This window comes from Citrobacter sp. RHBSTW-00986, from assembly GCF_013783065.1.
GTDB classification, from domain to species: domain Bacteria; phylum Pseudomonadota; class Gammaproteobacteria; order Enterobacterales; family Enterobacteriaceae; genus Citrobacter; species Citrobacter braakii.
On the sequence record NZ_CP056200.1, the window covers coordinates 3,254,646 to 3,280,368 of the forward strand.

Annotated in this window: 25 protein-coding genes and 1 pseudogene; 12 read left to right on the forward strand and 14 right to left on the reverse strand. The window is 55.3% G+C overall.

Annotated features, from left to right (window positions below; all coding sequences use genetic code 11):
* Positions 1-571 precede the first annotated feature (571 nt).
* Positions 572-1,294, forward strand: a complete 723-nt coding sequence (locus tag HV345_RS15905) for an ATP-binding cassette domain-containing protein (protein WP_181635794.1) — start codon at positions 572-574, stop codon at positions 1,292-1,294.
* On the opposite strand, the gene bioD is transcribed toward HV345_RS15905, so the two are convergent.
* Genes bioD through bioB form a run of 4 tightly spaced genes read right to left on the reverse strand, consistent with a single transcriptional unit; the run spans position 1,260 to position 4,884 of the window.
* Positions 1,260-1,958, reverse strand: a complete 699-nt coding sequence (bioD, locus tag HV345_RS15910) for a dethiobiotin synthase (RefSeq protein ID WP_181628929.1) — start codon at positions 1,956-1,958, stop codon at positions 1,260-1,262. The genes HV345_RS15905 and bioD overlap by 35 nt on opposite strands.
* Positions 1,951-2,706 (reverse strand): malonyl-ACP O-methyltransferase BioC, encoded by a 756-nt coding sequence (gene bioC / locus HV345_RS15915; protein WP_016152341.1) that lies wholly within the window; start codon positions 2,704-2,706, stop codon positions 1,951-1,953. The genes bioD and bioC overlap by 8 nt, the downstream gene beginning before the upstream one ends.
* Positions 2,690-3,847: an 8-amino-7-oxononanoate synthase gene (bioF, locus tag HV345_RS15920; RefSeq protein WP_181635795.1), complete on the reverse strand. Its 1,158-nt coding sequence runs from the start codon at positions 3,845-3,847 to the stop codon at positions 2,690-2,692. Before bioF ends, bioC begins: the two co-directional genes overlap by 17 nt.
* Complete coding sequence (bioB, locus tag HV345_RS15925) at positions 3,844-4,884, reverse strand: biotin synthase BioB (protein WP_181635796.1); 1,041 nt, start codon at positions 4,882-4,884, stop codon at positions 3,844-3,846. Before bioB ends, bioF begins: the two co-directional genes overlap by 4 nt.
* A gap of 76 nt (positions 4,885-4,960) precedes the next feature.
* On the opposite strand from bioB, the gene bioA reads away from it, so the two are divergent.
* From bioA to HV345_RS15945, 5 genes and pseudogenes are all read left to right on the forward strand, one after another.
* A complete protein-coding gene (bioA, locus tag HV345_RS15930) occupies positions 4,961-6,250 on the forward strand; it encodes an adenosylmethionine--8-amino-7-oxononanoate transaminase (RefSeq protein ID WP_181635797.1) in 1,290 nt (429 codons plus the stop codon).
* 358 nt (positions 6,251-6,608) lie between these two features.
* On the forward strand, positions 6,609-7,043 hold the full coding sequence (locus HV345_RS15935; RefSeq protein WP_049282680.1) for a hypothetical protein: 435 nt from the start codon (positions 6,609-6,611) through the stop codon (positions 7,041-7,043).
* A 171-nt stretch (positions 7,044-7,214) separates the two neighbouring features.
* Entirely contained in the window at positions 7,215-7,475 is a 261-nt protein-coding gene (locus HV345_RS15940; RefSeq protein WP_181635798.1) for a hypothetical protein, read from the forward strand.
* Positions 7,444-7,596: pseudogene (locus HV345_RS26475) on the forward strand (phage tail protein); the annotation flags it as partial. The gene HV345_RS15940 and the pseudogene HV345_RS26475, both read left to right, overlap by 32 nt.
* Before the next feature lie 99 nt (positions 7,597-7,695).
* The gene (locus HV345_RS15945; protein ID WP_181635799.1) at positions 7,696-8,172 is read left to right on the forward strand and encodes a kinase inhibitor; all 477 of its coding nucleotides are present in this window, start codon (positions 7,696-7,698) and stop codon (positions 8,170-8,172) included.
* Positions 8,173-8,228: 56 nt separating this feature from the next.
* Here the strand turns inward: HV345_RS15945 and hutH are convergent, their stop codons facing one another.
* From hutH to hutI, 5 genes are all read right to left on the reverse strand, one after another.
* Complete coding sequence (gene hutH, locus HV345_RS15950) at positions 8,229-9,749, reverse strand: histidine ammonia-lyase (protein ID WP_181635800.1); 1,521 nt, start codon at positions 9,747-9,749, stop codon at positions 8,229-8,231.
* A gap of 1 nt (position 9,750) precedes the next feature.
* Positions 9,751-11,436 carry a urocanate hydratase gene (gene hutU / locus HV345_RS15955; RefSeq protein ID WP_181635801.1) on the reverse strand — a complete coding sequence of 562 codons (1,686 nt, stop codon included), beginning with the start codon at positions 11,434-11,436 and terminating at the stop codon, positions 9,751-9,753.
* A gap of 125 nt (positions 11,437-11,561) precedes the next feature.
* Positions 11,562-12,281, reverse strand: a complete 720-nt coding sequence (locus HV345_RS15960) for a histidine utilization repressor (RefSeq protein ID WP_016152334.1) — start codon at positions 12,279-12,281, stop codon at positions 11,562-11,564.
* 87 nt (positions 12,282-12,368) lie between these two features.
* Positions 12,369-13,310 (reverse strand): formimidoylglutamase, encoded by a 942-nt coding sequence (gene hutG, locus HV345_RS15965; protein WP_131348119.1) that lies wholly within the window; start codon positions 13,308-13,310, stop codon positions 12,369-12,371.
* On the reverse strand, positions 13,307-14,530 hold the full coding sequence (gene hutI / locus HV345_RS15970) for an imidazolonepropionase (RefSeq protein ID WP_181635802.1): 1,224 nt from the start codon (positions 14,528-14,530) through the stop codon (positions 13,307-13,309). Before hutI ends, hutG begins: the two co-directional genes overlap by 4 nt.
* Before the next feature lie 223 nt (positions 14,531-14,753).
* Here hutI and HV345_RS15975 point away from each other — a divergent pair, with 223 nt between their 5' ends.
* A complete protein-coding gene (locus HV345_RS15975) occupies positions 14,754-16,037 on the forward strand; it encodes a putative acyl-CoA thioester hydrolase (RefSeq protein WP_046274669.1) in 1,284 nt (427 codons plus the stop codon).
* An 82-nt stretch (positions 16,038-16,119) separates the two neighbouring features.
* Here HV345_RS15975 and pgl read toward each other — a convergent pair whose 3' ends face one another.
* Positions 16,120-17,115, reverse strand: coding sequence for a 6-phosphogluconolactonase (gene pgl / locus HV345_RS15980; RefSeq protein WP_181635803.1), 996 nt, complete (start codon positions 17,113-17,115; stop codon positions 16,120-16,122).
* Between the two features lie 165 nt (positions 17,116-17,280).
* Here pgl and HV345_RS15985 point away from each other — a divergent pair, with 165 nt between their 5' ends.
* On the forward strand, positions 17,281-18,099 hold the full coding sequence (locus HV345_RS15985) for a pyridoxal phosphatase (RefSeq protein ID WP_019076314.1): 819 nt from the start codon (positions 17,281-17,283) through the stop codon (positions 18,097-18,099).
* Here HV345_RS15985 and modC read toward each other — a convergent pair whose 3' ends face one another.
* The 4 genes from modC to HV345_RS16005 form a co-directional block, all read right to left on the reverse strand.
* Positions 18,100-19,158, reverse strand: coding sequence for a molybdenum ABC transporter ATP-binding protein ModC (modC, locus tag HV345_RS15990; protein WP_181635804.1), 1,059 nt, complete (start codon positions 19,156-19,158; stop codon positions 18,100-18,102).
* A gap of 2 nt (positions 19,159-19,160) precedes the next feature.
* Complete coding sequence (gene modB, locus HV345_RS15995) at positions 19,161-19,850, reverse strand: molybdate ABC transporter permease subunit (protein ID WP_016152327.1); 690 nt, start codon at positions 19,848-19,850, stop codon at positions 19,161-19,163.
* On the reverse strand, positions 19,850-20,623 hold the full coding sequence (gene modA, locus HV345_RS16000; protein WP_016152326.1) for a molybdate ABC transporter substrate-binding protein: 774 nt from the start codon (positions 20,621-20,623) through the stop codon (positions 19,850-19,852). The genes modB and modA overlap by 1 nt, the downstream gene beginning before the upstream one ends.
* Positions 20,624-20,824: 201 nt before the next feature.
* Positions 20,825-20,974: an AcrZ family multidrug efflux pump-associated protein gene (locus HV345_RS16005; protein WP_003023026.1), complete on the reverse strand. Its 150-nt coding sequence runs from the start codon at positions 20,972-20,974 to the stop codon at positions 20,825-20,827.
* A gap of 130 nt (positions 20,975-21,104) precedes the next feature.
* Between HV345_RS16005 and modE the strand changes: the two genes are divergently transcribed.
* The 4 genes from modE to galT all read left to right on the forward strand — a co-directional run bounded on the left by modE (position 21,105) and on the right by galT (position 25,723).
* The gene (gene modE / locus HV345_RS16010; RefSeq protein WP_016152325.1) at positions 21,105-21,893 is read left to right on the forward strand and encodes a molybdenum-dependent transcriptional regulator; all 789 of its coding nucleotides are present in this window, start codon (positions 21,105-21,107) and stop codon (positions 21,891-21,893) included.
* Between the two features lie 67 nt (positions 21,894-21,960).
* Positions 21,961-23,433, forward strand: a complete 1,473-nt coding sequence (gene modF / locus HV345_RS16015; protein ID WP_181626317.1) for a molybdate ABC transporter ATP-binding protein ModF — start codon at positions 21,961-21,963, stop codon at positions 23,431-23,433.
* Between the two features lie 217 nt (positions 23,434-23,650).
* On the forward strand, positions 23,651-24,667 hold the full coding sequence (gene galE / locus HV345_RS16020) for a UDP-glucose 4-epimerase GalE (protein ID WP_016152323.1): 1,017 nt from the start codon (positions 23,651-23,653) through the stop codon (positions 24,665-24,667).
* A gap of 9 nt (positions 24,668-24,676) precedes the next feature.
* Positions 24,677-25,723, forward strand: a complete 1,047-nt coding sequence (galT, locus tag HV345_RS16025) for a galactose-1-phosphate uridylyltransferase (protein ID WP_016156021.1) — start codon at positions 24,677-24,679, stop codon at positions 25,721-25,723.

Consider the following 25,723-nt stretch of genomic DNA (forward strand, 5'->3'; position numbering starts at 1 on the left):
AATGACTTTTTTAACATTTGTCAAGCTGCCCGATGAAAGTTTTGTGGCAACGCATGACACTTCTGCGACAGCCATTGATTTTATCTAACATTCTGTAATTTAATGACTATTCTCCCGAGCCGTCTTTCGCATCAATTTAGTCGCAGGCCGCGTCTTCTCTCGCTTACATTGTGTTTTCTAACTCTAATACACAAGGTTATCCACAGGAATAGTGGATAACTGCCTCCAGCCCGTATGGACTGTAGCCTGGCAAAAACGCCCTCACTCCCTTTTCCGGAGGGATAAAAAAAATTTATCGCTATTTTTTGATATTTATCAGCTAACGAAGCGGCCTGGAATGGCCGGGATCTTGCTCGCATTTTCATCATTTTCTTGCCTGCACCATTACGACACCGCCAGGCACTGGCAATGTGCACAAAACAACGCCAGCCCTCCGGCCAGCCAGACGTTACCGCCTGCGCGGCACACTCTCCTGCTGTTTTTTGACCCCAATCCCTCTTCTGGCAAGAGAATTGCAATTTTCTTCCGACGACCTGTACGTGGGGCGGATAGCATCATGCTGGAGGAATCTATGTTGAGTCTTCGCGCAGTGAATCATTATTACGGTAATCAACACTCCCTATGGGATGTGGATCTCGACCTGCTGCCCGGTAAATGTACCGGTGTGCTGGGGCTTCCAGGAATGGGAAAGACTACGCTGACCAATTGCATTATCGGCAATTTACCGATCGAAAGCGGCACCATGTTCTGGCATCAGGCTGGCGCGCCGCCGCGCGACCTGAGTCCCATTCCGGCGGCAAATCGCATCGCGCTGGGCATTAACTACGTTTCACAAGAGAGACGGATTTTTTCGCAATTGACGGTAGAGGAAAATCTGCATATTGCGCGCCAGGCGGTTGAGGAAAGCGAAACGATGAACAGCAGTGATATTTACCGCCTGTTTCCACAGTTGTTCGTTCTGCGTCAGACCAAAGGGGCGGCATTATCGGAAGATGATCAGCACCAGCTTGCGCTCGCCAGCGCGCTGGTCACACGCCCGCGCCTGCTGATCCTCGATGAGCCCACGCGGGGAAGTGGCCAGGCATATATCCACAAGCTGGGGAACCTGGTGGTAAGGTTAAGCCAGGAGCTCGGCATCGCCATAATGCTCGCGGAGCAGAGCCTGCCGTTTATTCGTCGGGTCGCTGACTGCTACTGCCTGTTACACCGTGGGCGCAACGTGGCTCAGGGGCAAATCACACAGCTCAGCAACCCGCTAATCACCGATTGGGTGACGCCACAGACAAAACGCTAAGATCGATATAACGTCCTGTCGATGCCCGCTCCGGCTCTTCTGCCAGCCAGGGAATTTCCCCCAGCAGCGGAGCCGCAAGCACACGCCTGAGCGTTGCCATATATTCAGCATGACGCTTGCCAGGTGGCGTCACATCATTGGCGACCCATCCGGCAAGCGTCAGTCCGGCCTGCTGCACCGCCTGGGCGGTCAGCATAGCGTGGTTGATGCAGCCGAGCTTAACGCCAACCACCAGAATAACCGGCAACTGCTCTGTTTTTACCCAATCAGCAAAACTCAGCGTTGGCGAAAGCGGCGTAAACCACCCGCCGGCACCTTCCACCAGCACCCAGTCAGCCTGTTGTTCCAGCGCGCGTAAACCCGCAGACATTACAGAGGCCTGAATAGGGCGACCTTCGTCCGCGCTGATGATATGCGGTGAGGTAGGTTCCGCGAAGGTATAGGGGTTGATAGCCGCATAGTCCACCGTCACAACACTGTTGCGCTGTAATGCCAGGGCATCGCTATTGCGCAGACCTTCAACCGTCATTTCACTGCCCGACGCCACTGGCTTATAGCCGACGGTTCGCAATCCCCTCTGCCCCGCCGCCTGTAGCAACGCGCAACTGGCGATAGTTTTCCCCACTTCGGTATCCGTCCCGGTGACAAAAAAAGTGTTAGTCACGTTGAATCACTCCCAAAAATAGATGATAGGTCAGCGGATATTTCCCCTGCTGGCAGGGCCAGGCTAGCTGTAGCTGGCGCAGCTGTGAGCGGGTCAGTACGCGCGGCTCGCGGCCATCATGCAAATGCGTCGCGCCAATGCCCTTCAGCGAGCGCATGGCGCTCAGCGCATCGTCAAACCACAGCGTGACGGCATGAGACTGGTATTCAACGTCCCACCCATGCAGGGCGTTTTCCAGTTGATCCACGGGCAAAAAACGATTGGCGTGCTCCCGCTCATCAACCGCTCGCCACGCCTGACGAAGTTCCGGCATTGACCCCTGCGCCAGGGTACTAAACGCCACCGTCCCGCCAGGACGCACCACCCGGTAAAGCTCGCGTAACGCGCCGCGCAGATCGCTGCACCACTGTACGGCCAGATTGCTCCAGGCCAGGTCGAAAGTAGCAGCAGCCTGCGGAATGGCTTCAATATCCGCCAGCAAATAGCGGTGGGCGACATCGTGACGCTGTGCTTCAGTCAGCATTTGCGCCGACAGATCCAGCGCGCAGACCTCGCTCCCCTGCTCCCGCCAGTAACGGCTCATACGCCCGGGTCCGCAGCCCGCATCTAAAACCTGAGAGAATGCCCGACCATCGAGTCGCGCCAGTAACGCATCGGCGCTCTGACGCTGGAGTTCCGCGTGTTGCTCATAGTGAGTAGCCGCGCGGCCAAACGCGGCAGCAATCGCCTGCTTATTGACCTGCGCCATGCAGCACCTCCAGTAAGCGATCGATATCCTGGACTTCATGCGCCTGGGTCAGCGTAAGCCGCAGCCTGGCCGTACCAACCGGCACCGTCGGTGGGCGAATAGCCGTCACCCAGCATCCCTGTTGACGTAATGCCGCCGCCAGCAGCAAGGCTTTATGATTGTCGCCCACGATCAGTGGCTGAATGGCGCTGTCTGACTGCGCCAGCGTTAAGTCCGGCGTATTCACCCCAGCGCGAAAACGCTGGATCAGCATCGCCAATTTTTCTCTGCGCTCATCGCCTTCGCGGCTGCGGATCACCTCCAGCGCGGCGCGCAAGGCCTGGGCCTGCGCCGGAGGCATACTGGTGCTGTAGATCAGATGACGGGCAAACTGCAGCAGATAATCGGCCACGCTGTCTGAGCACAAGATTGCCGCACCGCTGACGCCAAACCCTTTGCCAAACGTCACCACTAACAGCTCGGGTTTCACCTGCTGTCGGGAGCACGAACCGCGCCCTTCCTCACCGCTGACGCCAATCCCGTGCGCATCATCCACCAGCAACCACGCGCCATGCCGCTCTGCCACCGCGTGAATTTCCGCCAGCGGTGCGCTATCGCCATCCATGCTGAACACCCCTTCAGTGACCACGAGTTGTTGCCCCGGACAGGGGGTGGTCAGCAGACGTTCCAGATGTTGCGGATCGTTATGGGTAAAGCGACGTAGCACGGCAGGGCTAAGGCTGGCAGCTTCCAGCAGTGAGGCATGGCTGAGCCGGTCAGCAACAATCCGGTCCTCTTTGCCCATCAGCGCGGCAATGACCGCCTGATTAGCGGCAAAACCGGAGATAAACAACAGCGCCCGTGAATAGCCGAGCCATTGCGCCAGCTCATCTTCCAGCGCCTGATGAGCAACGGAATAACCGCTGACATGACCCGAGCCGCCGCTGCCGACGCCAAAACGCTCAGCGCCTTGCTGCCACGCGCAGATAATATGCGGATGGTGGCTTAAGCCAAGGTAGTCGTTGCTGGAAAAGTTCAGGTACTGGCGACCGTCGGCCTGCAGCCAGCGACCGGCGCCCTGCGTCACCGCATAGCGCCGACGCAGCGCATCAGCACGACGACGCGCCGTTAACGCATCGTCTATTTTTTGCTGCCAGGTCATACGGTTGCCGCGTTGTAGTATTCGTCGGTATCCGGGGTACGCAGCGCCTGCTCCAGGCGTTGCTGCTGTTCGTTATCACCCGCCAGCACCGCCGTTTGCTGCGGATTGAGACCCAGCTTGCGAAACAACAGCAAATCCTTATCTTCGTTCGGGTTCGGCGTGGTCAGCAGTTTGCAGCCGTAGAAAATCGAGTTAGCCCCGGCCATAAAGCACATCGCCTGGGTTTGTTCGTTCATCTGCTCGCGTCCAGCTGAAAGACGGACATATGAAGCCGGCATCATGATCCGCGCCACGGCGATAGTACGAATAAAATCAAAGGCATCCACATCGTCGTTATCGGCAAGCGGCGTGCCTTTCACTTTCACCAGCATGTTGATCGGCACGCTTTCTGGCGGCGTTGGCAGATTCGCTAATTGCAGCAACAGACCCGCGCGGTCGGTCACCGTTTCCCCCAGTCCCACAATCCCGCCGGAGCAAACTTTAATGCCCGCCTCACGCACTTTATCCAGCGTATCCAGGCGCTCCTGGTACGAACGGGTTGTGATGATATTGCCGTAGAATTCCGGCGAGGTGTCGAGGTTATGGTTGTAGTAGTCCAGACCCGCATTAGCCAGCCGCTGGGCCTGATTTTCGTTCAGCGTACCCAGCGTCATACACGCTTCCAGCCCCAGTTCTTTTACGCCCTGAACCATCTGTTCCAGGTAAGGCATGTCGCGTTCGTGTGGATTCTTCCACGCCGCGCCCATGCAAAACCGCGTTGAACCGGCCTGTTTCGCTTTACGCGCAGAGTCCAGTACCTGTTCAACCTCCATCAAACGTTCCGTTTCCAGACCGGTTTTATAGCGGGAGCTTTGCGGGCAGTATTTGCAGTCTTCCGGGCAGGCACCGGTCTTAATCGACAGCAGCGTACTGACCTGAACCTGCCGCGGATCAAAGTGCTGACGGTGAACCTGCTGCGCTTCAAACAGCAGATCCAACAGCGGTTTATCAAATAATTCGGTGACTTGCGACATTGTCCAGCGAGAAGAATGAGCCATATTGGTATACGTTTCGTTATGAGTTTGGTGTAGACTCGTAAACCTAAATCTTTTTAATTTGGTTTACAAGTCGATTATGACAACGGACGATCTTGCGTTTGACCAACGCCATATCTGGCACCCTTACACCTCCATGACCTCCCCGTTACCGGTTTATCCGGTGGCGCGTGCCGAAGGTTGCGAACTGATTTTAGCCAGCGGTGAGAGGCTGATAGACGGCATGTCGTCCTGGTGGGCGGCGATCCACGGTTACAATCACCCACAGCTGAACGCCGCGATGAAAACGCAGATTGATGCCATGTCACATGTGATGTTTGGCGGCATTACCCATGCCCCGGCCATTGCGCTGTGCCGCCAGTTGGTGGCGATGACGCCAGAGGCGCTGGAGTGCGTTTTTCTCGCGGATTCAGGTTCGGTCGCCGTAGAAGTAGCAATGAAAATGGCGCTGCAATACTGGCAGGCCAAAGGCGAATCCCGTCAGCGTTTCCTGACATTTCGAAACGGTTATCACGGCGATACCTTCGGCGCGATGTCGGTCTGCGATCCCGACAACTCGATGCACAGTCTGTGGAAGGGTTATCTGCCGGAGAACCTGTTTGCGCCCGCCCCGCAAAGCCGCATGGACGGCGAGTGGGACGAACTGGATATGGTGCCTTTTGCCCGCCTGATGGCCGCGCATCGCCACGAGATTGCGGCGGTGATCCTTGAGCCGATTGTGCAGGGCGCTGGCGGCATGCGCATGTATCATCCCGAATGGTTAAAACGCATCCGTAAGATGTGCGACCGTGAAGGGATCCTGCTGATTGCCGATGAAATCGCCACCGGATTTGGTCGTACAGGCAAGCTTTTTGCCTGTGAACACGCCAACATAACTCCGGACATTTTGTGCCTCGGCAAAGCGTTAACCGGCGGAACGATGACCCTTTCCGCCACCCTGACCACGCGTCAGGTCGCGGAAACCATCAGCAACGGTGAAGCCGGATGCTTCATGCACGGTCCAACCTTTATGGGTAATCCGCTGGCCTGCTCCGTCGCCTCCGCCAGCCTGTCGTTACTCGAAACCGGTGAGTGGCGCTCACAGGTAGCGGCTATTGAAGCGCAACTGCGGACAGAACTCGCCCCGGCGGCAGACTCGAGTTGGGTAGCCGACGTGCGCGTACTCGGCGCCATCGGCGTGATCGAAACCACGCATCCGGTGAATATGGCGGCGTTACAGAAGTTCTTTGTTGAACAGGGTGTGTGGGTACGACCGTTTGGCAAACTGATCTATCTGATGCCGCCGTACATTATTCAGCCCGATCAGTTGCGTCGTCTGACCCAGGCCGTAAACGAGGCTGTGCGCAGTGCAACATTTTTTAGCGATTAATCAGCGCCCGGTCCGGACGTGGAAAAGTGAAACAGCCCGGATTATTCGATGACTGATGAAGTAACAATATTTAGACATGAAGGCCGGATTATTCCGGCCTTTTTTTATTTGCATCAAAGAAATTGCAAATCGTTTTATGTCGATGCTGAGCAAAAATTGACGGGTGATTTAGTAAGCGATAACGTGACTTTGTCACATAACTGACTAAAGTGAAAGGATTTTATGAGATTTTCCTTAAATGGAGTTTTAAGAAAATGGCTATTCCAGCTTATTTATGGCTCAAAGATGACGGCGGCGCTGATATCAAAGGTTCCGTCGATGTTCATGGACGTGAAGGCGGCCAGCTTGAGGTTGTACGATGAAACGGCTCGCATTGTTGCTACTACTTCCGTTTATTGTGGCCACTTCAGCAGCTGGCGAAGTGAACTGGCCCGATGCGCTGAAAGGCGTGGCTACGGGCGATCAAGCGTGGCTGAATAAAACGCCAGAACTCGCGGCTGCGGCAGATGTTAAGCAGGCCATTAAACTGGAAGATGCTTTATCTGCTGCCCTAACAGCAAATACAACCGGCGCTCTTGATGCGCTCAGCGTCATTGACGCGGGAAAATGGCCGCACATGATCGGGACTGATATTGTCTGCGGAGTGCCTGTTGAAGCTCCAGCAACCGTTGAGGATTTTTATCAGCGGACACGTCCTGCGTTGTTAAGCACTGATAAGGGCGCTCGCTGCTTGTGGTTCCTCGAAGCAACATATGAGGAATGGAAAGCAGACAACGCCCGTCAGGTTAAGTAAGATAATTAACCCGGTCAATATGGCCGGGTCCTTTCCTCCGCTTCCCTTTGATTTTTCGTGCCGCAGCCGCTCCCTGAATACTCAACACCACACAATAACCGCTCATGCAGTGGGTTTAACCGACAGCACCGGCACCCCGCACACGTTCCGGCACCCAGTAAGGATTATTTAATGACATTTCCCGTCCCGACCGTTGCGGAAAGTACCGACCGCCAGTTACGCGATATTCAGAACGCGCTACCCGATGAGAACGTCGACACCAGCAGCGACAGCGACTACGCCGTCTGGGCTAATGCTGTATCAGGCGTGGCGGACGATCTCTACGCCTATCAGGGCTGGATTATTCGCCAGATTTTCCCTGACACCGCCGAGAAGGAGTATCTGGAGTTTACTCGATGCCGCACTGGCTGGACTGGTCACCAGTGCGAATAAAGTACCCTACTTCACCGGAGAGGATAAGGCAGCGCTGGCTGATTTAACTTCTGTTGGTCGTGACATTATCAGCAAGAACACTATTGCCGACATTCTCACATACCTTGGTTTGCACGAAACCGGATTTGCCACCCTTGATTGAACGCAAAACAGTCCAGAATATTTCGCCACGCTACATACGGTTCCTGGCTACACTTTTTGGCTTACGAGAGGAGTCAGCATGAAACTAATCAGTAACGATCTGCGCGATGGCGAAAAGCTTGCGCATCGCCACGTCTTTAACGGCATGGGATATGACGGGGATAATATTTCCCCGCATCTGGCGTGGGATGACGTGCCTGCAGGGACCAAAAGCTTTGTCGTGACCTGCTACGATCCTGATGCGCCAACCGGCTCCGGCTGGTGGCATTGGGTGGTGGTAAATCTGCCAGCAGATACCCGCGTACTCACGCAAGGCTTCGGCTCCGGGCTGGTTGCGCTGCCGGATGGGGTGATTCAGACCCGTACGGATTTTGGTAAAGCAGGTTATGGCGGTGCTGCGCCGCCGAAGGGGGAAACCCATCGCTATATCTTTACGGTTCACGCGTTGGATGTGGAGCGTATTGATGTCGATGAGGACGCCAGCGGCGCGATGGTTGGCTTTAACGTTCACTTCCACTCGCTCGCCAGCGCCTCCATTACGGCGATATTCAGTTAAGCTGTGTTGTGCCGGATGTCGGCTTCACCGCATCCGGCCTACTAAACAAGGCTTATCTACAGAAATTCAGGCAACAATTTCAACAATGCCCCCTGGGCTAACAGTTCGGTTGCGCACTCAATATCCGGAGCAAAAAAGCGATCCTGCGTATAGTGGGCAACCTGCTCGCGCAGAGCCTGGCGCGCCTGCTCCAGCAGCGGGCTTGAGGTTAACCCTTCACGCAGGTCAATCCCCTGACACGCCGCCAGCCACTCCACGGCAATCACGCCGCGCGTATTCGCTGCCATCTCCCACAACCTGCGGCCCGCTGCCGGCGCCATAGACACATGATCTTCCTGGTTGGCGGAGGTCGGCAAGCTGTCCACGCTGTGCGGATGCGCCAGCGCTTTGTTCTCGCTCGCCAGCGCGGCCGCGGTTACCTGAGCAATCATAAAGCCGGAGTTCACCCCGCCGTTTTTCACCAGGAACGGCGGCAACTGCGACATATGTTTGTCCATCATCAGCGCAATCCGTCGCTCTGATAACGCCCCGATTTCCGCAATCGCCAGCGCCAGATTATCTGCCGCCATCGCCACCGGTTCAGCATGGAAGTTGCCGCCGGAAATGACATCGCCCTCTTCGGCAAACACCAGCGGGTTGTCGGAAACCGCGTTGGCTTCTACCAGCAAGACCTCCATTACCTGACGCATTTGCGTCAGGCACGCCCCCATCACCTGCGGCTGACAGCGCAAAGAATACGGATCCTGCACTTTTTCACAGTTATGATGCGACTGAGAAAGCGCGCTGGTGTCGGTCAACACGTGGCGGTACAACGTTGCGGCATCAATCTGCCCACGCAGTCCTCGTGCGGCATGAATACGGGCATCAAACGGGCGACGAGAGCCCAATACCGCTTCGGTGGTCAGCGCCCCACATACCGTCGCAGACGCGAACAGCTCCTGGGCTTCAATTAACCCGCGCAGCGCAAAGGCTGTGGAAGCCTGGGTACCGTTGAGCAGCGCCAGCCCTTCTTTCGCCTCCAGCGTAATCGGCTCCAACCCGGCCTTTTTCAGCGCTTCGGTCGCCGGAATCCATTCCCCCTGCCAGCGCGCTTTACCTTCGCCCAGCAGCGTCAGAGACATATGCGCCAGCGGTGCCAGGTCGCCCGATGCGCCCACTGACCCTTTCGCCGGGATCAGTGGATACACCTCGGCATTCACCAGCGCAATCAGCGCTTCAATCACGCTGAGACGAATACCCGAAAAACCCCGCGCCAGGCTGTTGATTTTCAGCACCATAATCAGGCGTACCATCGCGTCATCGAGCGCCTCACCAACGCCTGCCGCATGGGAAAGCACCAGCGAACGCTGTAAATTCTGCAAATCTTCCGTGGCGATACGGGTCTGAGCCAGCAGGCCAAAGCCGGTATTAATGCCATACGCCGTACGGCCTTCAGCGACAATATTATTGACGCAGGCGACGCTTGCGTTGATCGCATCAATCGCCCCGGCATCCAGGCTCAGTTTGACCGGCTGCTGCCAGATGTCGCGTAGTTGCGCAAAGCTCAGATGACCCGGCGTTAATGTCATGGTGTTCATATCAGCGTTTCTCCTGCGTCGCCGCGACCATCGGCAAATTTAGCCCTTCTTCGACGGCGCATTCCACCGCAATGTCATACCCGGCGTCGGCGTGGCGCATCACCCCGGTAGCCGGATCGTTATGTAATACCCGGACGATACGCGCTGCGGCTTCATCAGTGCCATCGCAAACAATCACCATCCCGGCATGCTGGGAGAAGCCCATTCCTACCCCGCCACCGTGATGCAGTGACACCCAGGTTGCACCGCTGGCGGTGTTAAGCAGCGCGTTCAGCAGCGGCCAGTCGGATACTGCATCAGAACCGTCACGCATGGCCTCTGTTTCGCGGTTCGGGCTGGCGACGGAGCCGGAATCCAGATGGTCACGACCAATAACAATCGGCGCAGACACTTCGCCGCTGCGCACCATTTCATTAAACGCCAGCCCCAGTTTTTGACGCCATTCCAGACCGACCCAGCAGATACGCGCCGGTAATCCCTGGAAGTTAATCCGCTCACGCGCCATATCCAGCCAGTGGTGCAGATGTTTATCGTCAGCCACGATCTCTTTCACTTTGGCATCCGTTTTATAAATATCCTGCGGATCGCCGGAAAGCGCCACCCAACGGAATGGGCCAATGCCGCGGCAGAACAGAGGGCGAATATAAGCAGGGACGAAACCGGGGAAATCAAAGGCGTTTTCCACGCCCATCTCTTTGGCCATCTGGCGAATGTTGTTGCCGTAATCAAACGTCGGCACGCCCATTTTGCTGAACGCCAGCATTGCCTCGACGTGCGTTGCCATTGAGCGTTTCGCCGCCTGTACCGTGCCCTGCGGATCGGACACCGCTTTCGCCTGATACGCTTCCCAGCTCCAGCCGGACGGCAGATAACCATGCAGCGGATCGTGGGCGCTGGTCTGGTCAGTGACCATATCCGGGCGCACACCACGCTTCACCAGTTCCGGCACAACGTCGGCGGCGTTAGCGCATAGCGCAATGGAGACCGCTTTACCCTCGCGGGTGTACTTTTCGATACGCGCCAGCGCGTCGTCAAGCGATGTCGCCTGCTCGTCCACGTAGCGGGTACGCAGACGGAAATCGATCCGGCTTTGCTGGCACTCAATATTCAGCGAGCAAGCACCTGCCAGCGTTGCGGCTAACGGTTGCGCCCCACCCATGCCGCCCAGCCCGGCGGTCAGCACCCAGCGTCCGCTCAGGTTACCCTGATAATGCTGACGCCCGGCCTCAACGAAGGTTTCATAAGTCCCCTGCACGATGCCCTGGCTGCCGATGTAGATCCAGCTCCCGGCGGTCATCTGGCCATACATCGCCAGCCCTTTGGCGTCCAGTTCGTTGAAGTGTTCCCATGTAGCCCAATGCGGCACCAGGTTGGAGTTGGCAATCAGCACGCGCGGCGCATTGTCATGGGTTTTGAAAACGCCAACCGGTTTACCGGACTGGACCAGCAGGGTCTCATCGGTCTCCAGTTTGGTCAGCGCGTTGACGATGGCGTCATAACATTCCCAGTCCCGCGCGGCGCGACCAATCCCGCCGTATACCACCAGCTCATGCGGATTTTCCGCCACATCGGGATCCAGGTTATTCATTAACATGCGCAGCGGCGCTTCGGTCAGCCAGCTTTTGGCCGTTAAAGTGGTGCCGCGTGGGGCACGAATATCCTGCTGACGGTACTTGCTATGAGACATGGTAGAGCACTCCTCGCGAACGATCGGACAGATAAGTAACATATACTTGTCTATACAAGTTGTCGCAAGCGTGCTTTTAACAAAAAAGATACAATTTTATTATACTGCGGCAGCAATCACGCTTTTCAGGACATAAACCGCCCTTGCAGGCGATAGCGGGAACCCGGGAAGAGCAAACGGGCATGAGAGACAATAGATGACGCAGACCAGGTTTTACGGCGGATCAGCAGACAGGGATCGTGTTCTTTGATATTCAGCAGCGCGCACTCTTCGGCACTGGCGCGGACCGCTTCAACAATATGCTCGCCTTCCGTTAAAGGGGCTATCAGCGACAGATACGCATGCGGCGTAGTCTGGCTGTAATCCTGCGCCAGATACGCTGGCACAATTTCGGCATTCACGCAGCGATCTTCAATCTGCACCGGCAGTTCGTTCTCGTAGTGCACCATGACAGAGTGAAAAATGGAGGTGCCTTCTTTGACGTTTAACACCAAAGCCTGCTGCGCGCTTGCCTGGGTTCGTTCCAGCGTGATCACCTCGCACCGGTGCTGATGCTGACGGGCGTTGATTTCATCCGCGATGCTGCGAATTTCAAATAGCGCAGACTGGCCCTTCGGCTCGGCGACAAACGTCCCTACGCCCTGCAAGCGAACCAGTAACCCTTCATCCGTTAACTCACGCAGCGCCCGGTTGATGGTCATGCGGCTGAAACCATACTGCGCCACCAGCTCCGCCTCAGAGGGAATGCGATCGTGAGGTTGCCAGATACCGCTGGCAATCTTTTCGCTGATCTCCTGTTTGACCTTTTCGTAAAAAGGTGCCGGAGCAGAACGGGATGGGAGCATGCGTAAGCCTTCCTTAAGCTGAGAATGTGAGTGGGTACAGTTTACAGGCATTACCCGAACCTGATAAGCGCAACGCCATCAGGTATATCAGTGCCACCAGTGCGCGATTTGCCAACCTAATCGCGCCGCAACGCGCGCCGCTCTGCCATCATCGTCAAAGCGTGGATTAAATTCAACCATATCCACCGCCTGCAGTTTACCGCTACGACACAGGGGTTCAATCAGACTCAGCAGCGTCGCCAACGGTACGCCCAGCGCAGCGGGCGCCGACACGCCGGGCATTTCCCACACCGGCAGCACGTCGAGATCGATAGTCAGATAGATAACATCCAGGTTGGCGACAAACTGCGCTAACTGCGCCTGCGCCGTTGCACAGTACAGATCCTCCACCACGGTCACACCAAGCCGCTGCGCCTCATCCCATAACGCCTGGGTGTTTGCCGCCCGACTGACACCGATACAGGCATAGTGAAATTCCCGCTGCTGTTCATCGCAAAGCTGCGCCAGTTGGCGAAACGGTGTGCCGGAAGTAGCCTGATCGGCATGGCGCAAATCGAGGTGCGCATCGAAGTTGACGATCCCCACTTTCGCCTGCGGGAACGCATCCAGCACGCCTGCGCCGTGCGCAAATGCGGTTTCGTGTCCTCCTCCCAGAACAAAGGTACGAATATTCTCCTGCTGACAGCGCTGCACCGCATTGCGTAGCGCCTGCTGCGCGCCCTCAAGATCGGGGGCCTGGGCCACAATATTTCCCAGATCTACCAGCCGATGATGCCCATCGTGGCTGGCTAAATTCGCCAGCGCCTTGCGCAGCACATCGGGCGCTCCGGCGGCTCCCGTCCGGCCCTGATTACGTTTCACGCCTTCGTCGCAGGCAAACCCAAGCAGCGCTATCTGCTCGCGATACATTTCTGGGCTAAATGTCGGGCTCAGCGTGATAGTCTGAAACAGGCGCAGCGCATTCGGCGATTCGGCGCGGTCATCACGTCCCTGCCACAGCGCAGGTGAAACAGGTTGCCAGTGAGTCATACTATTTGTCCTTTGAATACGCGTTGGTAGAGCGGGTTACGCCCCGGTTCATACAGGATCTCGACCGGGAGAGTTGCATCCCACACCACAAAATCGGCCACAAACCCGGCCTTCAATTGACCATGAGTGGCATGACGTCCCAGCGCCCGGGCCGCATGACGGGTGACGCCCGCCCATGCTTCTTCCGGCGTTAAGCCAAACTGAACGCAGGCCATATTCATCGCCCAGTGCAGGCTGATAAACGGGCTGGTACCCGGGTTAAAATCTGTCGCCACCGCCATCGGTACCTGATACTGACGCAGCAACGCCACCGGCGGACGCTGTTGCTCTTTAAGGAAATAGAATGCGCCGGGCAGCAGCACGCCGACCGTACCGCTTTGGCTCATCGCCGCCACGCCCGCTTCATCGAGATATTCAATATGATCGGCGGATAACCCGTGGTAGCGGCTTACCAGCTGTGCGCCACCCAGCAATGACAGCTGTTCAACATGGCCTTTAATCGGGATGCCCAACGCCTGCGCGGCCTGAAACACTCGCTCGCTCTGCGCCAACGAAAAACCCACGCTTTCACAAAACAGATCGACGGTCTCGAACAGCCCTTGTTCCCACAGCTGCGGCAAAATGGTCTCGCACACCAGCGTAATATAGCCGTCAGGATCATCCCGGTATTCTGCTGGAGTCGCATGGGCAGCCAACAGCGTGGGGCTTATTTCAATGATATTCTCCGCTGCCAGCACGGCTGCCACGCGCAATATTTTCTCTTCTGTCTGCAAATCCAGGCCGTAACCGGATTTTATTTCCAACAACGTAACGCCTTCTTTGATCAGCTGTTCCATACGCTGATGCGCTAGATGTAAGAGTTGTTCATCACTGGCGCTGCGGGTCGCTGATACCGTGGCATTGATACCCCCACCCTGGGCGCTTATCTGCTGGTAGGAGACACCGTTTAGCCGCTGCTCCCATTCACCTGCGCGGTTTCCACCAAAGACCAGATGCGTATGACAGTCAATCAGGCCAGGTGTAATTAGCCTGCCCTGCATATCAAAGGTGTTGTCATGTGTGAGATAGAGCGATGACTCCGGGACGATATCGCGAATCTTCCCCTGGCGGACGATCAGCGCATGACCCTCCACCAGCCCATACGGGGTGTTACGTTCGGGATCCATGGTCGCCAGACGAACATTGCGCCAGATAACATCATCAGGGAAGAATTGCTGCATTCGACTCACCACTTGTCATAGGTTGTATAGACATTTATTTTTGATTATACGGATGTTGTCAACCTGAAGGACCGTAATTGTTATGTATTTGTGATATAAGGACTCTCCGCGCCGGGCTTTACGGCGATAAAAACAACTTTTTACCTTTTAACCTTCCCGTTTCGCTCAACTTAGTATAAAAAAGCAGGCTTCAATGGATAACTTTCAAAGCCCGGAGCAACCTGTGAACATATCATCAGTTTCCCGTCTGGCGCTGGCAATGGCTTTTGGCGTGACGCTGACCGCCTGTAGCTCTACGCCGCCCGATCAAATTCCTTCCGATCAGACCGCGCCAGGTACCTCTTCGCGCCCGATCTTGTCGGCCAATGAAGCGAATAACTTCGTTGCTGCGCACTATTTTTCCGCGCTGACGCCAAACACCGCGCCGTGGAGCCCTTCTGCTATTTCTCTGCCTGCACAGCCTGACTTCGTGGTTGGCCCGGCTGGGACTCAGGGCGTCACCCATACCAGCATTCAGGCTGCGGTTGATGCGGCAATCATCAAACGTACTAACAAACGTCAGTACATCGCGATTATGCCGGGCGAGTATCAGGGCACGGTATATATCCCGGCAGCAACGGGGAGTCTGACGCTGTACGGTATGGGCGAAAAACCGCTGGATGTGAAAATTGGCCAGGCTATTGATGGTGACATGAGCACCGCAGACTGGCGTCGTACGGTGAACCCGGGCGGTAAATACATGCCGGGTAAACCGGCGTGGTATATGTTTGATAATTGCCAGAACAAGCGCGGCACGAATATTGGCGTGATGTGTTCTGCCGTCGTCTGGTCGCAAAATAATGGTCTGCAATTGCAGAACCTGACCATCGAAAACAATCTGGGTGACAGCGTTGATGCGGGTAATCACCCGGCCGTTGCGCTACGTACCGATGGCGATAAAGTGCAGATCAATAAGGTCAACATCCTCGGTCGCCAGAATACGTTTTTCGTGACCAACAGCGGCGTACAAAACCGTCTGGAAAACGATCGTCAACCGCGTACTTTGGTAACCAACAGCTACATTGAAGGCGATGTGGATATTGTTTCCGGTCGCGGCGCCGTGGTGTTCGATAACACCGATTTCCGCGTTGTGAACTCCCGTACTCAGCAGGAAGCCTATGTGTTTGCACCCGCGACGCTGTCAAACATCTACTACGGCTTCCTCGCCACAAATAGCCGCTTCACGGCGAGTGGTGATGGCGTGGCACAGTTGGGCCGCTCGCTGGATGTCGATTCAAACACTAACGGTCAGGTCGTTATCCGCGACAGCGTGATCAACGAAGGCTTTAACATGGCAAAACCATGGGCTGACAGCGTTATCTCGAAGCGTCCTTTTGCCGGTAATACCGGTGCACAAGATGACAAAGGTGAAATCCAGCGCAACCTGAACGACACCAACTTCAACCGCATGTGGGAATACAACAACCGCGGTATCGGTAGCAAAGTGGTTGCCGAACCGAAGCAGTAAACGCCATTCCCTTATCCAGGCCCGGCAGACTCATACTCTGCCGGGCAGTATGCCGGGTGCTCATCCGGCATTCAACGCAGAATCAATACGCGTTCACCACGACCCACATCGGTCCCTGCCCCACTGCATAACGCCCCTTCTCTGCCAGCAGCCCCTGCTCGCCAGCAATCTCATACACCGCGATATGGTGCGATTTTTGCCCGGCAGCAATCAGGTATTTACCGCTGTGATCGATATTAAACCCGCGCGGCTGAACTTCAGTAGGCTGGAAACCCTCTTTGGTCAGCACGCTGCCATCTTCAGACACGCTAAAGATCGTAATCAGGCTGGCGGTACGGTCACAGGCGTACAGATGACGACCATCCGGTGTAATGTGAATATCCGCTGCCCAACGGGTATCAGTGAAATCAGCCGGCATCATATCCAGCGTCTGCACACACTCAATCTTGCCGTACGGATCTTTCAGCGCCCAGACGTCAACGGAGCTGTTCAGCTCATTCACACAGTAGGCAAATTGCTTATTCGGATGGAACGTCATATGACGCGGGCCAGCACCTTCAACGGTGGTCACTTCTGCCGGTTCCTGCGCCTCCAGATGTCCATCATCGCTTACCTCAAACAGACAGATACGATCCTGTTTCAACGCCGGAACCCACAGGATACGGTTATCCGGTGAGATGTTAGCCGAGTGGCAGCCGTCCAGACCTTCAACCACGTCAACCTGTTCCACCGGCAGGCCATCTTCCAGACGCGTGACGCTCACGCTCCCGGCGTTATAAGAGCCGACAAACACGAAACGTCCCTGATGATCGGTAGAAATATGCGTCGGGCTACCCGGCAGCGCAGACTCCGCCGCGAAGGTCAGCGCACCGTCATCAGGCGCAATGCGGTAAGCCAACACGCGAAACTCCGGGCGCACGCCAACATAGAGGTAGCGCTTATCCGGGCTGACGACCATCGGCTGTACCTGACCCGGCACATCAACCACCTGCGTCAGCGTCAAAGAACCATCATGATTCAGGCTCCAGACGTGGATTTGCTGACTTTCAGGGCTGGCGGTATAAACGGTTTGCTTCATGAATACTCCTTTGCTTTTTGGCAGGTGGCTGCAATTGCCTGACACACGCCTAAGGTAGACGCTTTTAACGGTGAATGCTTAATTAAGGCGCAGAATTTTGTCCGGCTCCCGTCTCGGTGTACCATTCCAGCAGATAAAATTCTCAACCTTAATCTGGAAATAACTATGACCGCACGCGTGATTGCCCTGGATTTAGACGGTACCCTGTTGACCCCGAAAAAAACCTTGCTGCCATCCTCTGTTGAAGCGCTCGCGCGCGCCAGAGAAGCAGGATACCAACTTATCATTGTCACAGGTCGCCATCACGTTGCTATTCATCCTTTTTATCAGGCACTGGCGCTGGATACACCTGCAATTTGCTGCAACGGCACCTACTTGTATGATTATCAGGCAAAAACGGTACTGGAATCCGATCCCCTTCCGGTAAACCAGGCATTACAGCTGATCGAAATGCTGGATGAACATCAGATCCACGGGCTGATGTATGTGGATGAGGCCATGCTGTATGAGCGCCCAACCGGGCATGTGGTGCGTACCGCTAACTGGGCGCAAACCCTGCCGCCGGAACAGCGCCCGACCTTCACCCAGGTGCCTTCGCTGGCGCAGGCCGCACATGACGTTAACGCCGTCTGGAAATTTGCCCTCACCGACGAAGATATTCCGAAACTGCAGCAGTTTGGTAAGCATGTTGAACAACAGTTGGGGCTGGAGTGTGAATGGTCCTGGCACGATCAGGTCGACATTGCCCGTAAAGGCAACAGCAAAGGACGACGCCTTACCCAGTGGATTGAAGCACAGGGCGGGTCAATGGAAAACGTCATTGCCTTTGGTGACAACTTTAACGATATCAGCATGCTGGAAGCCGCAGGTACCGGCGTGGCGATGGGTAATGCGGACGACGCGGTCAAAGCCCGCGCCAACATCGTAATTGGTGACAACACCACCGACAGCATCGCGAAATTTATTTACTCCCACCTGCTGTAATCACGCGGTAATCGACACGCTCTTAATTTGCGCGTACAGCCACAGGCCAGGTTTGATACCCAGTTCATCCCTGGCCCACGGGCTGATCCTCGCCCACAGCGTTTTACCGCCCACTTCAAGCTGAACCTCCACCTGACCATTATCGTCATAGCACTGCGCGACTTTCGCCCGCAGCACGTTACGGATACTGGTCTGCTGCGGCGGTTGAAGCACCAGCGAAACATCAGATGCCTGAATACGAATACGCAGCGCAGTTTGCAGCGGTTGATCCAGCTTATTGACCCATAGATGCTGATCGCCAAGCGTCAGTGCAGTCATTGCGTAATGTGGATGATGTTCCAGCACGCTGACTTTCAGAATGCTGCTTTGCTGTTCCTTTGGTAGCCACGGGTGCATCACGCTGCTGCCCCAGACATCTTCCAGCGAACCGAACGCTTTAACCTGCCCGTTTTCCAGCACCATCACTTTGTCAGCCAGGTGCAAGATTTCATCGAGCGAGTGGCTGACGTACAGCATCGGAATATTAATTTCACGCGCCAGGCGTTGCAGGTAAGGCAACAGTTCACGCTTACGCGGGATATCCAGCGAGGCTAACGGCTCATCAAGCAACAACAGTTCCGGCGCGGTAAGCAGCGCCCGACCGATGGCTACGCGCTGTTTTTCACCGCCAGAAAGCCCGCCGGGCAGACGGTCAAGCAGCGATTCAATGCCCAACAGGGCCACCAGCTTATCAAACTGTCCGGCCATACTTTTCGCCATACCGTAACGCAGGTTGCCGCGCACTTTATAATGTGGAAACAGGCGCGCATCCTGGAAAACATAGCCCACCCGGCGTTTTTCGGGCGTTAAACAGATACCGTTCTCGACGTCGTTCAAAACCCGTCCGTTAAGCACGATGCGCCCGGACTGCGGCTGCGTCAGGCCGCTGATGGCGTTAATCAGCGAGGTTTTACCCGCACCGGAAACGCCAAAAATAGCGGTGATCCCACTGGCTGGCAGCGTTTCGTTGAGCGTCAGGCAATGCGTCCCCAGCGTCTGGGAGAAATTAAGTTCCAGCATGATTACCGCCCCGTCCGTTCACGGCTAATACGCGCCAGCCATTCAGAAATCAGCAGTGAAATCAGCGCTAACACAATAGAAATGATACATAACCTTGCCGCCGCGCTTTCGCCGCCTGGGGTCTGGATCAGGGTATACATCGCCGATGGGATAGTGCGGGTTTCGCCAGGAATATTGGAGACAAAGGTAATCGTTGCGCCAAATTCCCCGAGGGAACGCGCGAACGCCAGCACCGTACCGACAATAATGCCAGGTAGCATCAGCGGTAAAGTAATCGTCACAAATACGCGCCAGCGTCCAGCGCCCAGCGTGCGGGCCGCCTGCTCCAGCTTGACATCGACACCTTCCAGCGCCAGACGAATAGCCCGTACCATAAGCGGGAAAGACATCACCGCCGCAGCCAGTACCGCACCGCGCCAGCTAAAGGCAAAGGTAATGCCAAACCAGTCATACAGCCATTCGCCAATGAATCCGCGGCGTCCCATGGCGACCAACAGCAGATAGCCCACCACGACCGGCGGCAGTACCAGCGGCAAATGCAGAACGCTGTCGAGCAGCGCTTTGCCCGGGAACTTGCATCGCACAAGCAGCCAGGCAAAGAAGATCCCAAACGGCAGACTAAACAACACAGCCAGGGAAGAAACTTTCAGGCTCAGTATAACGGCCTGCCATTCAGGATCGGTCAGTATCATTACTTGGTCGTAAATCCATAACGTTTAAAGATTTCAGCAGCCTGCGGTCCTTTCAGGTAATCATAGAACGCGCTGACCGTTGCGTTTTTGTGCCCATCAACAATTGCGATAGGGTATTCCACTTTTTTGTGTGAATCTTCCGGGAAAGTCGCAACAACTTTTACGCCCTTGCTGGCGACAGCATCGGAACCATAGACGATCCCCAGCGGCGCTTCGTTACGCTCTACCAGCGCCAGCGCACCGCGCACATCTTCGGCAGGTGCCAGTTTCGGGGCCAGGGTATCCCATGCCCCCAATTTTTGCAGCGCTTCTTTAGCATAAATGCCCGCCGGAACATGTTCCGGATCGCCAACGGCCAGACGCCCACCATTTAACAAACGGGTCCAGTTGGTTTTGCTGTCGATGGTGAAGTCTTTCTGCGCACTGTCTTTCGGTGCGACAACCACCAGGCTGTTACCCAACAGCGTTTCACGCGTTGCGGTATCAATCGACTTTTTGTCTACCGCGTAATCCATCCATTTCTGATCGGCAGAGATAAACAGATCGGCCGGAGCGCCTGCTTCAATCTGGCGCGCCAGCGTGGAAGAAGACGCAAAAGAAGAGACAACGTCAACGTTCTTCTCTTTTTTGTATTGCGTCGCAATATCCTGCATCGCGTTAGTCAGTGAAGCCGCTGCGAAAACAGTAATCTTTCCTTCATCCGCCAGCGCATGCCCGGCAACAGTAAGAGAAAGTGTTGCCCCGGCAAACAAGCGTAACCATGTACGTGCCATCTGTAACTCCTTTGCGTTTCGTTATGTAGTCGCAAATATAACGAGTAAACCAGGATTTTCCCAGTGGTTATTGATACCAATTTGAGGTTACACGAAGAAAATATCGGCAGGGAAAGCAGGATCTTGAGAAACGGTGGACAGAGAAAACGGGTTGGAAGGCGTAAAAAATATAAACGCCCGACTGAGCGGGCGTTTGGGGAATCAATGATTCTGTCTGGACTGGTCTTTTTGACCGATACCGGAGAAAATGTTGAACACTTCACCCAGTCCGTAAATCAGACCCAGAATGATGGCCATTACCACAGGTACCATGATTACGGCGAATACCAGACTTTTCAATAACTCTAACATGGTCAACTCCAGATGTAGTCCTTAGCTGTATTCTAACCACATAACGCAGAAAAGCACTCCCCTTTTGTGCGGTCGACTTTGCTCAAGCCCGGTTTTCCGTCACAATACCCTCTTTTGCCAGGAGCTTGTGATGCAGGCCGAAATCCTTCTTACGCTGAAACTTCAGCAAAAACTGTTTGCCGATCCCCGTCGCATTTCTCTGCTTAAGCATATTGCGCTTTCCGGCTCCATCAGTCAGGGCGCGAAGGATGCAGGTATTAGCTACAAAAGCGCCTGGGATGCGATTAACGAAATGAACCAACTCAGCGAGCAGACGCTGGTTGAGCGCGCCACCGGCGGCAAAGGCGGCGGCGGCGCGGTATTAACGCGCTACGGCCAACGCTTAATTCAGTTGTATGATTTGCTGGCGCAGATCCAACAAAAAGCCTTTGATGTTTTGAGCGATGACGATGCGCTACCGCTCAATAGCCTGCTGGCGGCTATCTCTCGATTTTCACTGCAAACCAGCGCCCGTAACCAATGGTTTGGCACAATCACCGCCCGCGACCACGATCAGGTCCAGCAGCATGTCGACGTCCTGCTGGCCGATGGCGAAACGCGCCTGAAAGTGGCGATCACTGCGCAAAGCGGCGAGCGTCTGGGTCTTGAGGAAGGCAAAGAAGTACTGATTCTGCTGAAAGCGCCGTGGGTAGGAATCACTCAGGACGACGCCATCGCTCAGGCCGCCGATAACCAGTTGCAGGGCACGATTAGCCATATTGAACGCGGTGCGGAACAGTGTGAAGTGCTGATGACGTTACCAGACGGCCAGACGCTGTGCGCCACCGTTCCGGCCCAAGACGCCGCAACGCTGCAAGAAGGTGCTAACGTCACCGCATGGTTTAATGCAGACAGAGTGATTATCGCCACGCTGTGCTGAGTAGATTGACATCAGCCTGAAGAACACGTATCCCTGTTATTAATCGCTGCAAATAATGGGATACAAAATGTCATCGTTGCAAATTTCGCAAGGCACGTTTCGTCTTAGCGACACAAAAACGCTCCAGTTAGATGCGTTGACGTTAAACGCGGGTGATAGCTGGGCGTTTGTTGGCGCTAACGGGAGCGGGAAATCCGCGCTGGCCCGCGCACTGGCGGGTGAGCTGCCGCTTCTGAAAGGCGAGCGCCACTGTCAGTTCACGCGTATTACCCGACTCTCCTTTGAGCAGCTACAAAAGCTAGTCAGCGACGAGTGGCAGCGAAACAACACCGATCTTCTTAGTCCCGGTGAAGACGACACCGGGCGCACCACCGCCGAAATCATCCAGGATGAGATCAACGATCCCGCCCGCTGCGCTGCGTTGGCGCAGCAGTTTGGCATTTCTTCCCTTCTCAACAGGCGTTTCAAATACCTTTCCACCGGTGAAACACGCAAAACCCTGCTCTGTCAGGCGTTAATGTCCGCGCCGGATTTACTGATCCTTGATGAGCCCTTTGACGGGCTGGACGTGGCGTCACGCCGTCAGTTAGCAGAACTGCTCGCGGAGTTGCATCAGGCCGGCTTTACGCTGGTGCTGGTACTTAACCGCTTTGATGAGATTCCCGAATTCGTGCAGTTTGCTGGCGTACTTGCCGATTGCACACTGACAGAAACCGGCGCAAAAACCGACCTTCTGCAACAAGCATTAATCGCTCAGCTTGCCCATAGCGAGCGGCTGGAAGGAATTCAGTTACCTGAACCGGACGAGCCTTCGGTGCGCCGTACGTTGTCAGATAACGAGCCGCGAATTGTGCTTAACGATGGCACGGTCTCGTATAACGATCGCCCTATCCTTCACCATTTGAGCTGGCAGGTAAATCCGGGGGAACACTGGCAAATCGTCGGCCCCAACGGAGCGGGAAAATCAACTCTGCTCAGTTTAATCACCGGCGATCACCCCCAGGGCTACAGCAACGACCTGACCCTGTTTGGCCGTCGCCGTGGCAGCGGTGAAACTATCTGGGATATCAAAAAACACATCGGCTACGTCAGCAGCAGTCTGCATCTGGATTACCGGGTGAGTACCACAGTTCGCAACGTTATTCTCTCTGGTTATTTTGATTCAATCGGCATCTATCAGGCCGTTTCCGACAGGCAGCACAAGCTGGTGCAACAGTGGCTGGATATCCTTGGCTTCGATAAACGTACCGCGGATGCGCCATTTCATAGTCTTTCCTGGGGACAGCAGCGGCTGGCACTGATTGTTCGCGCGCTGGTTAAACACCCGACGTTGTTGATCCTTGACGAGCCTTTGCAAGGGTTAGATCCGCTCAATCGCCAACTGATTCGCCGTTTTGTGGATGTGCTAATCGGTGAAGGTGAAACTCAACTGCTGTTCGTCTCTCACCACGCCGAAGATGCCCCAGCCTGCATTACCCATCGACTGGAGTTTGTGCCCGAGAACGACATCTACGCCTATCGACTAACGTCTCTGCGTTAGTTTTCATTGCAGGGCGTTTATCACGCCCTTTTTTTCTGCTTTTTTTCAGACAAACGCTGAAATAGCAACCTAACATAATGATTTAAAATAAAATAACCATTAAAAATGCGTGAAAATTATGGAGTGTAAACGATTCCACTAATTTATTCCATGTCACACTTTTCGCATCTTTGTTATGCTATGGTTATTGCATACCATAGGCTTAACGGAGCGAATTATGAGAGTATTGGTTACAGGTGGTAGCGGTTACATTGGAAGCCACACTTGCGTGCAGTTGTTGAAAAACGGTCACGAGGTGGTGATCCTGGACAATCTCTGCAACAGCAAACGCAGCGTTTTGCCCGTCATTGAGCGTTTAGGTGGCAAGCAGCCGACCTTCGTGGAAGGGGATATCCGTAACGAAGCGCTGATAACCGAGATTCTGCACGATCATGCCATTGACACGGTCATCCATTTTGCGGGTTTGAAAGCCGTTGGAGAATCGGTTGCCAAGCCGTTGGAGTACTATGACAACAACGTCAATGGCACCCTGCGTCTGGTGAATGCAATGCGCGCCGCCAACGTGAAAAACTTCATTTTTAGTTCCTCCGCGACCGTCTATGGCGATCAGCCGCAAATTCCTTACGTTGAAAGCTTCCCCACCGGCACGCCGCAAAGTCCGTACGGCAAAAGCAAGCTGATGGTAGAACAAATCCTGACCGACCTGCAAAAAGCACACCCCGACTGGAGTATCGCCTTACTGCGCTACTTTAACCCTGTTGGTGCTCATCCGTCGGGCGATATGGGGGAAGATCCGCAAGGTATTCCCAACAACCTGATGCCTTACATCGCACAAGTTGCCGTGGGCCGCCGCGAGTCCCTTGCCATATTTGGCAACGACTACCCAACTGAAGATGGCACCGGCGTTCGCGACTACATCCACGTGATGGATCTCGCCGACGGCCACGTCGTCGCGATGGAAAAACTGGCGGGCAAACAGGGTGTGCATATTTACAACCTCGGAGCAGGCATCGGCAGCAGCGTACTGGACGTGGTCAACGCCTTCAGCAAAGCCTGCGGTAAACCCATTAATTACCATTTCGCCCCGCGCCGTGATGGCGATCTTCCGGCTTACTGGGCAGATGCCAGCAAAGCCGATCGCGAGCTTAACTGGCGCGTGACCCGCACACTGGATGAAATGGCACAAGACACCTGGCACTGGCAGTCACGCCACCCGCAAGGATATTCGGATTAAGGACCAATCATGACGCAATTCAATCCTGTCGATCATCCACATCGCCGTTTTAACCCGCTCACCGGGCAGTGGATCCTCGTATCACCGCATCGCGCCAAACGCCCGTGGCAAGGCGCACAGGAAACCCCGTCTAAGCAGGTACTGCCTGCACATGACCCGGACTGTTTCCTGTGTGCTGGCAATACGCGCGTTACCGGTGATGTAAATCCGGATTACACCGGGACCTATGTTTTTACCAATGATTTTGCGGCGCTGATGTCCGATACCCCGGACGCGCCGGACAGTCACGATCCGTTGATGCGTTGCCAGAGCGCGCGCGGTACCAGCCGCGTAATTTGCTTCTCGCCCGATCACAGCAAAACGCTGCCAGAACTCAGCGTCCCTGCGCTGACAGAAATCGTAAAAACGTGGCAGGAGCAGACCGAAGACTTAGGGAAAACCTATCCCTGGGTGCAGGTATTTGAGAATAAAGGCGCGGCGATGGGGTGCTCGAACCCGCACCCGCACGGTCAAATTTGGGCCAACAGCTTTTTGCCCAACGAAGCTGAACGTGAAAATCGCCTACAGAAAGCATACTTCGCCGAACAGGGCGCGCCGATGCTCGTTGATTACGTCCAACGTGAACTGGCAGACGGCAGCCGTACGGTCGTTGAAACTGAGCACTGGCTGGCGGTTGTCCCTTACTGGGCCGCGTGGCCGTTCGAAACGCTGCTGCTGCCGAAAGCGCATGTGCTGCGTATTACCGATTTGACCAACGAGCAGCGTGCTGACCTGGCGCTGGCGTTGAAAAAACTGACCAGTCGTTACGACAACCTGTTCCAGTGCTCATTCCCCTACTCCATGGGCTGGCACGGCGCGCCGTTTAACGGTGAAGAAAACGAACACTGGCAGTTGCACGCGCACTTTTACCCGCCGCTGCTGCGTTCCGCGACCGTGCGTAAATTTATGGTCGGTTATGAAATGCTGGCAGAAACCCAGCGAGATCTGACTGCAGAACAAGCGGCTGAGCGACTGCGTGCGGTCAGCGACATCCATTTTCGCGAATCCGGAGTGTAA

What these genes read in the sequence shown, in the direction of transcription:
- HV345_RS15960 (WP_016152334.1), bottom strand. Translation starts at nt 12,281, where the DNA reads ATGCTCCCATCCCGTTCTGCTCCGGCACCTTTTTACGAAAAGGTCAAA.
- modC (WP_181635804.1), bottom strand. Translation starts at nt 19,158, where the DNA reads ATGCTGGAACTTAATTTCTCCCAGACGCTGGGGACGCATTGCCTGACG.
- HV345_RS16005 (WP_003023026.1), bottom strand. Translation starts at nt 20,974, where the DNA reads ATGTTAGAGTTATTGAAAAGTCTGGTATTCGCCGTAATCATGGTACCT.
- galT (WP_016156021.1), top strand. Translation starts at nt 24,677, where the DNA reads ATGACGCAATTCAATCCTGTCGATCATCCACATCGCCGTTTTAACCCG.
- hutI (WP_181635802.1), bottom strand. Translation starts at nt 14,530, where the DNA reads ATGCAGCAATTCTTCCCTGATGATGTTATCTGGCGCAATGTTCGTCTG.
- hutH (WP_181635800.1), bottom strand. Translation starts at nt 9,749, where the DNA reads ATGAACACCATGACATTAACGCCGGGTCATCTGAGCTTTGCGCAACTA.
- HV345_RS15935 (WP_049282680.1), top strand. Translation starts at nt 6,609, where the DNA reads ATGAAACGGCTCGCATTGTTGCTACTACTTCCGTTTATTGTGGCCACT.
- modE (WP_016152325.1), top strand. Translation starts at nt 21,105, where the DNA reads ATGCAGGCCGAAATCCTTCTTACGCTGAAACTTCAGCAAAAACTGTTT.
- modF (WP_181626317.1), top strand. Translation starts at nt 21,961, where the DNA reads ATGTCATCGTTGCAAATTTCGCAAGGCACGTTTCGTCTTAGCGACACA.
- modB (WP_016152327.1), bottom strand. Translation starts at nt 19,850, where the DNA reads ATGATACTGACCGATCCTGAATGGCAGGCCGTTATACTGAGCCTGAAA.
- pgl (WP_181635803.1), bottom strand. Translation starts at nt 17,115, where the DNA reads ATGAAGCAAACCGTTTATACCGCCAGCCCTGAAAGTCAGCAAATCCAC.
- hutU (WP_181635801.1), bottom strand. Translation starts at nt 11,436, where the DNA reads ATGTCTCATAGCAAGTACCGTCAGCAGGATATTCGTGCCCCACGCGGC.
- bioC (WP_016152341.1), bottom strand. Translation starts at nt 2,706, where the DNA reads ATGGCGCAGGTCAATAAGCAGGCGATTGCTGCCGCGTTTGGCCGCGCG.
- HV345_RS15985 (WP_019076314.1), top strand. Translation starts at nt 17,281, where the DNA reads ATGACCGCACGCGTGATTGCCCTGGATTTAGACGGTACCCTGTTGACC.
- HV345_RS15945 (WP_181635799.1), top strand. Translation starts at nt 7,696, where the DNA reads ATGAAACTAATCAGTAACGATCTGCGCGATGGCGAAAAGCTTGCGCAT.
- HV345_RS15940 (WP_181635798.1), top strand. Translation starts at nt 7,215, where the DNA reads ATGACATTTCCCGTCCCGACCGTTGCGGAAAGTACCGACCGCCAGTTA.
- HV345_RS15905 (WP_181635794.1), top strand. Translation starts at nt 572, where the DNA reads ATGTTGAGTCTTCGCGCAGTGAATCATTATTACGGTAATCAACACTCC.
- galE (WP_016152323.1), top strand. Translation starts at nt 23,651, where the DNA reads ATGAGAGTATTGGTTACAGGTGGTAGCGGTTACATTGGAAGCCACACT.
- hutG (WP_131348119.1), bottom strand. Translation starts at nt 13,310, where the DNA reads ATGACTCACTGGCAACCTGTTTCACCTGCGCTGTGGCAGGGACGTGAT.
- modA (WP_016152326.1), bottom strand. Translation starts at nt 20,623, where the DNA reads ATGGCACGTACATGGTTACGCTTGTTTGCCGGGGCAACACTTTCTCTT.
- bioA (WP_181635797.1), top strand. Translation starts at nt 4,961, where the DNA reads ATGACAACGGACGATCTTGCGTTTGACCAACGCCATATCTGGCACCCT.
- bioB (WP_181635796.1), bottom strand. Translation starts at nt 4,884, where the DNA reads ATGGCTCATTCTTCTCGCTGGACAATGTCGCAAGTCACCGAATTATTT.
- bioF (WP_181635795.1), bottom strand. Translation starts at nt 3,847, where the DNA reads ATGACCTGGCAGCAAAAAATAGACGATGCGTTAACGGCGCGTCGTCGT.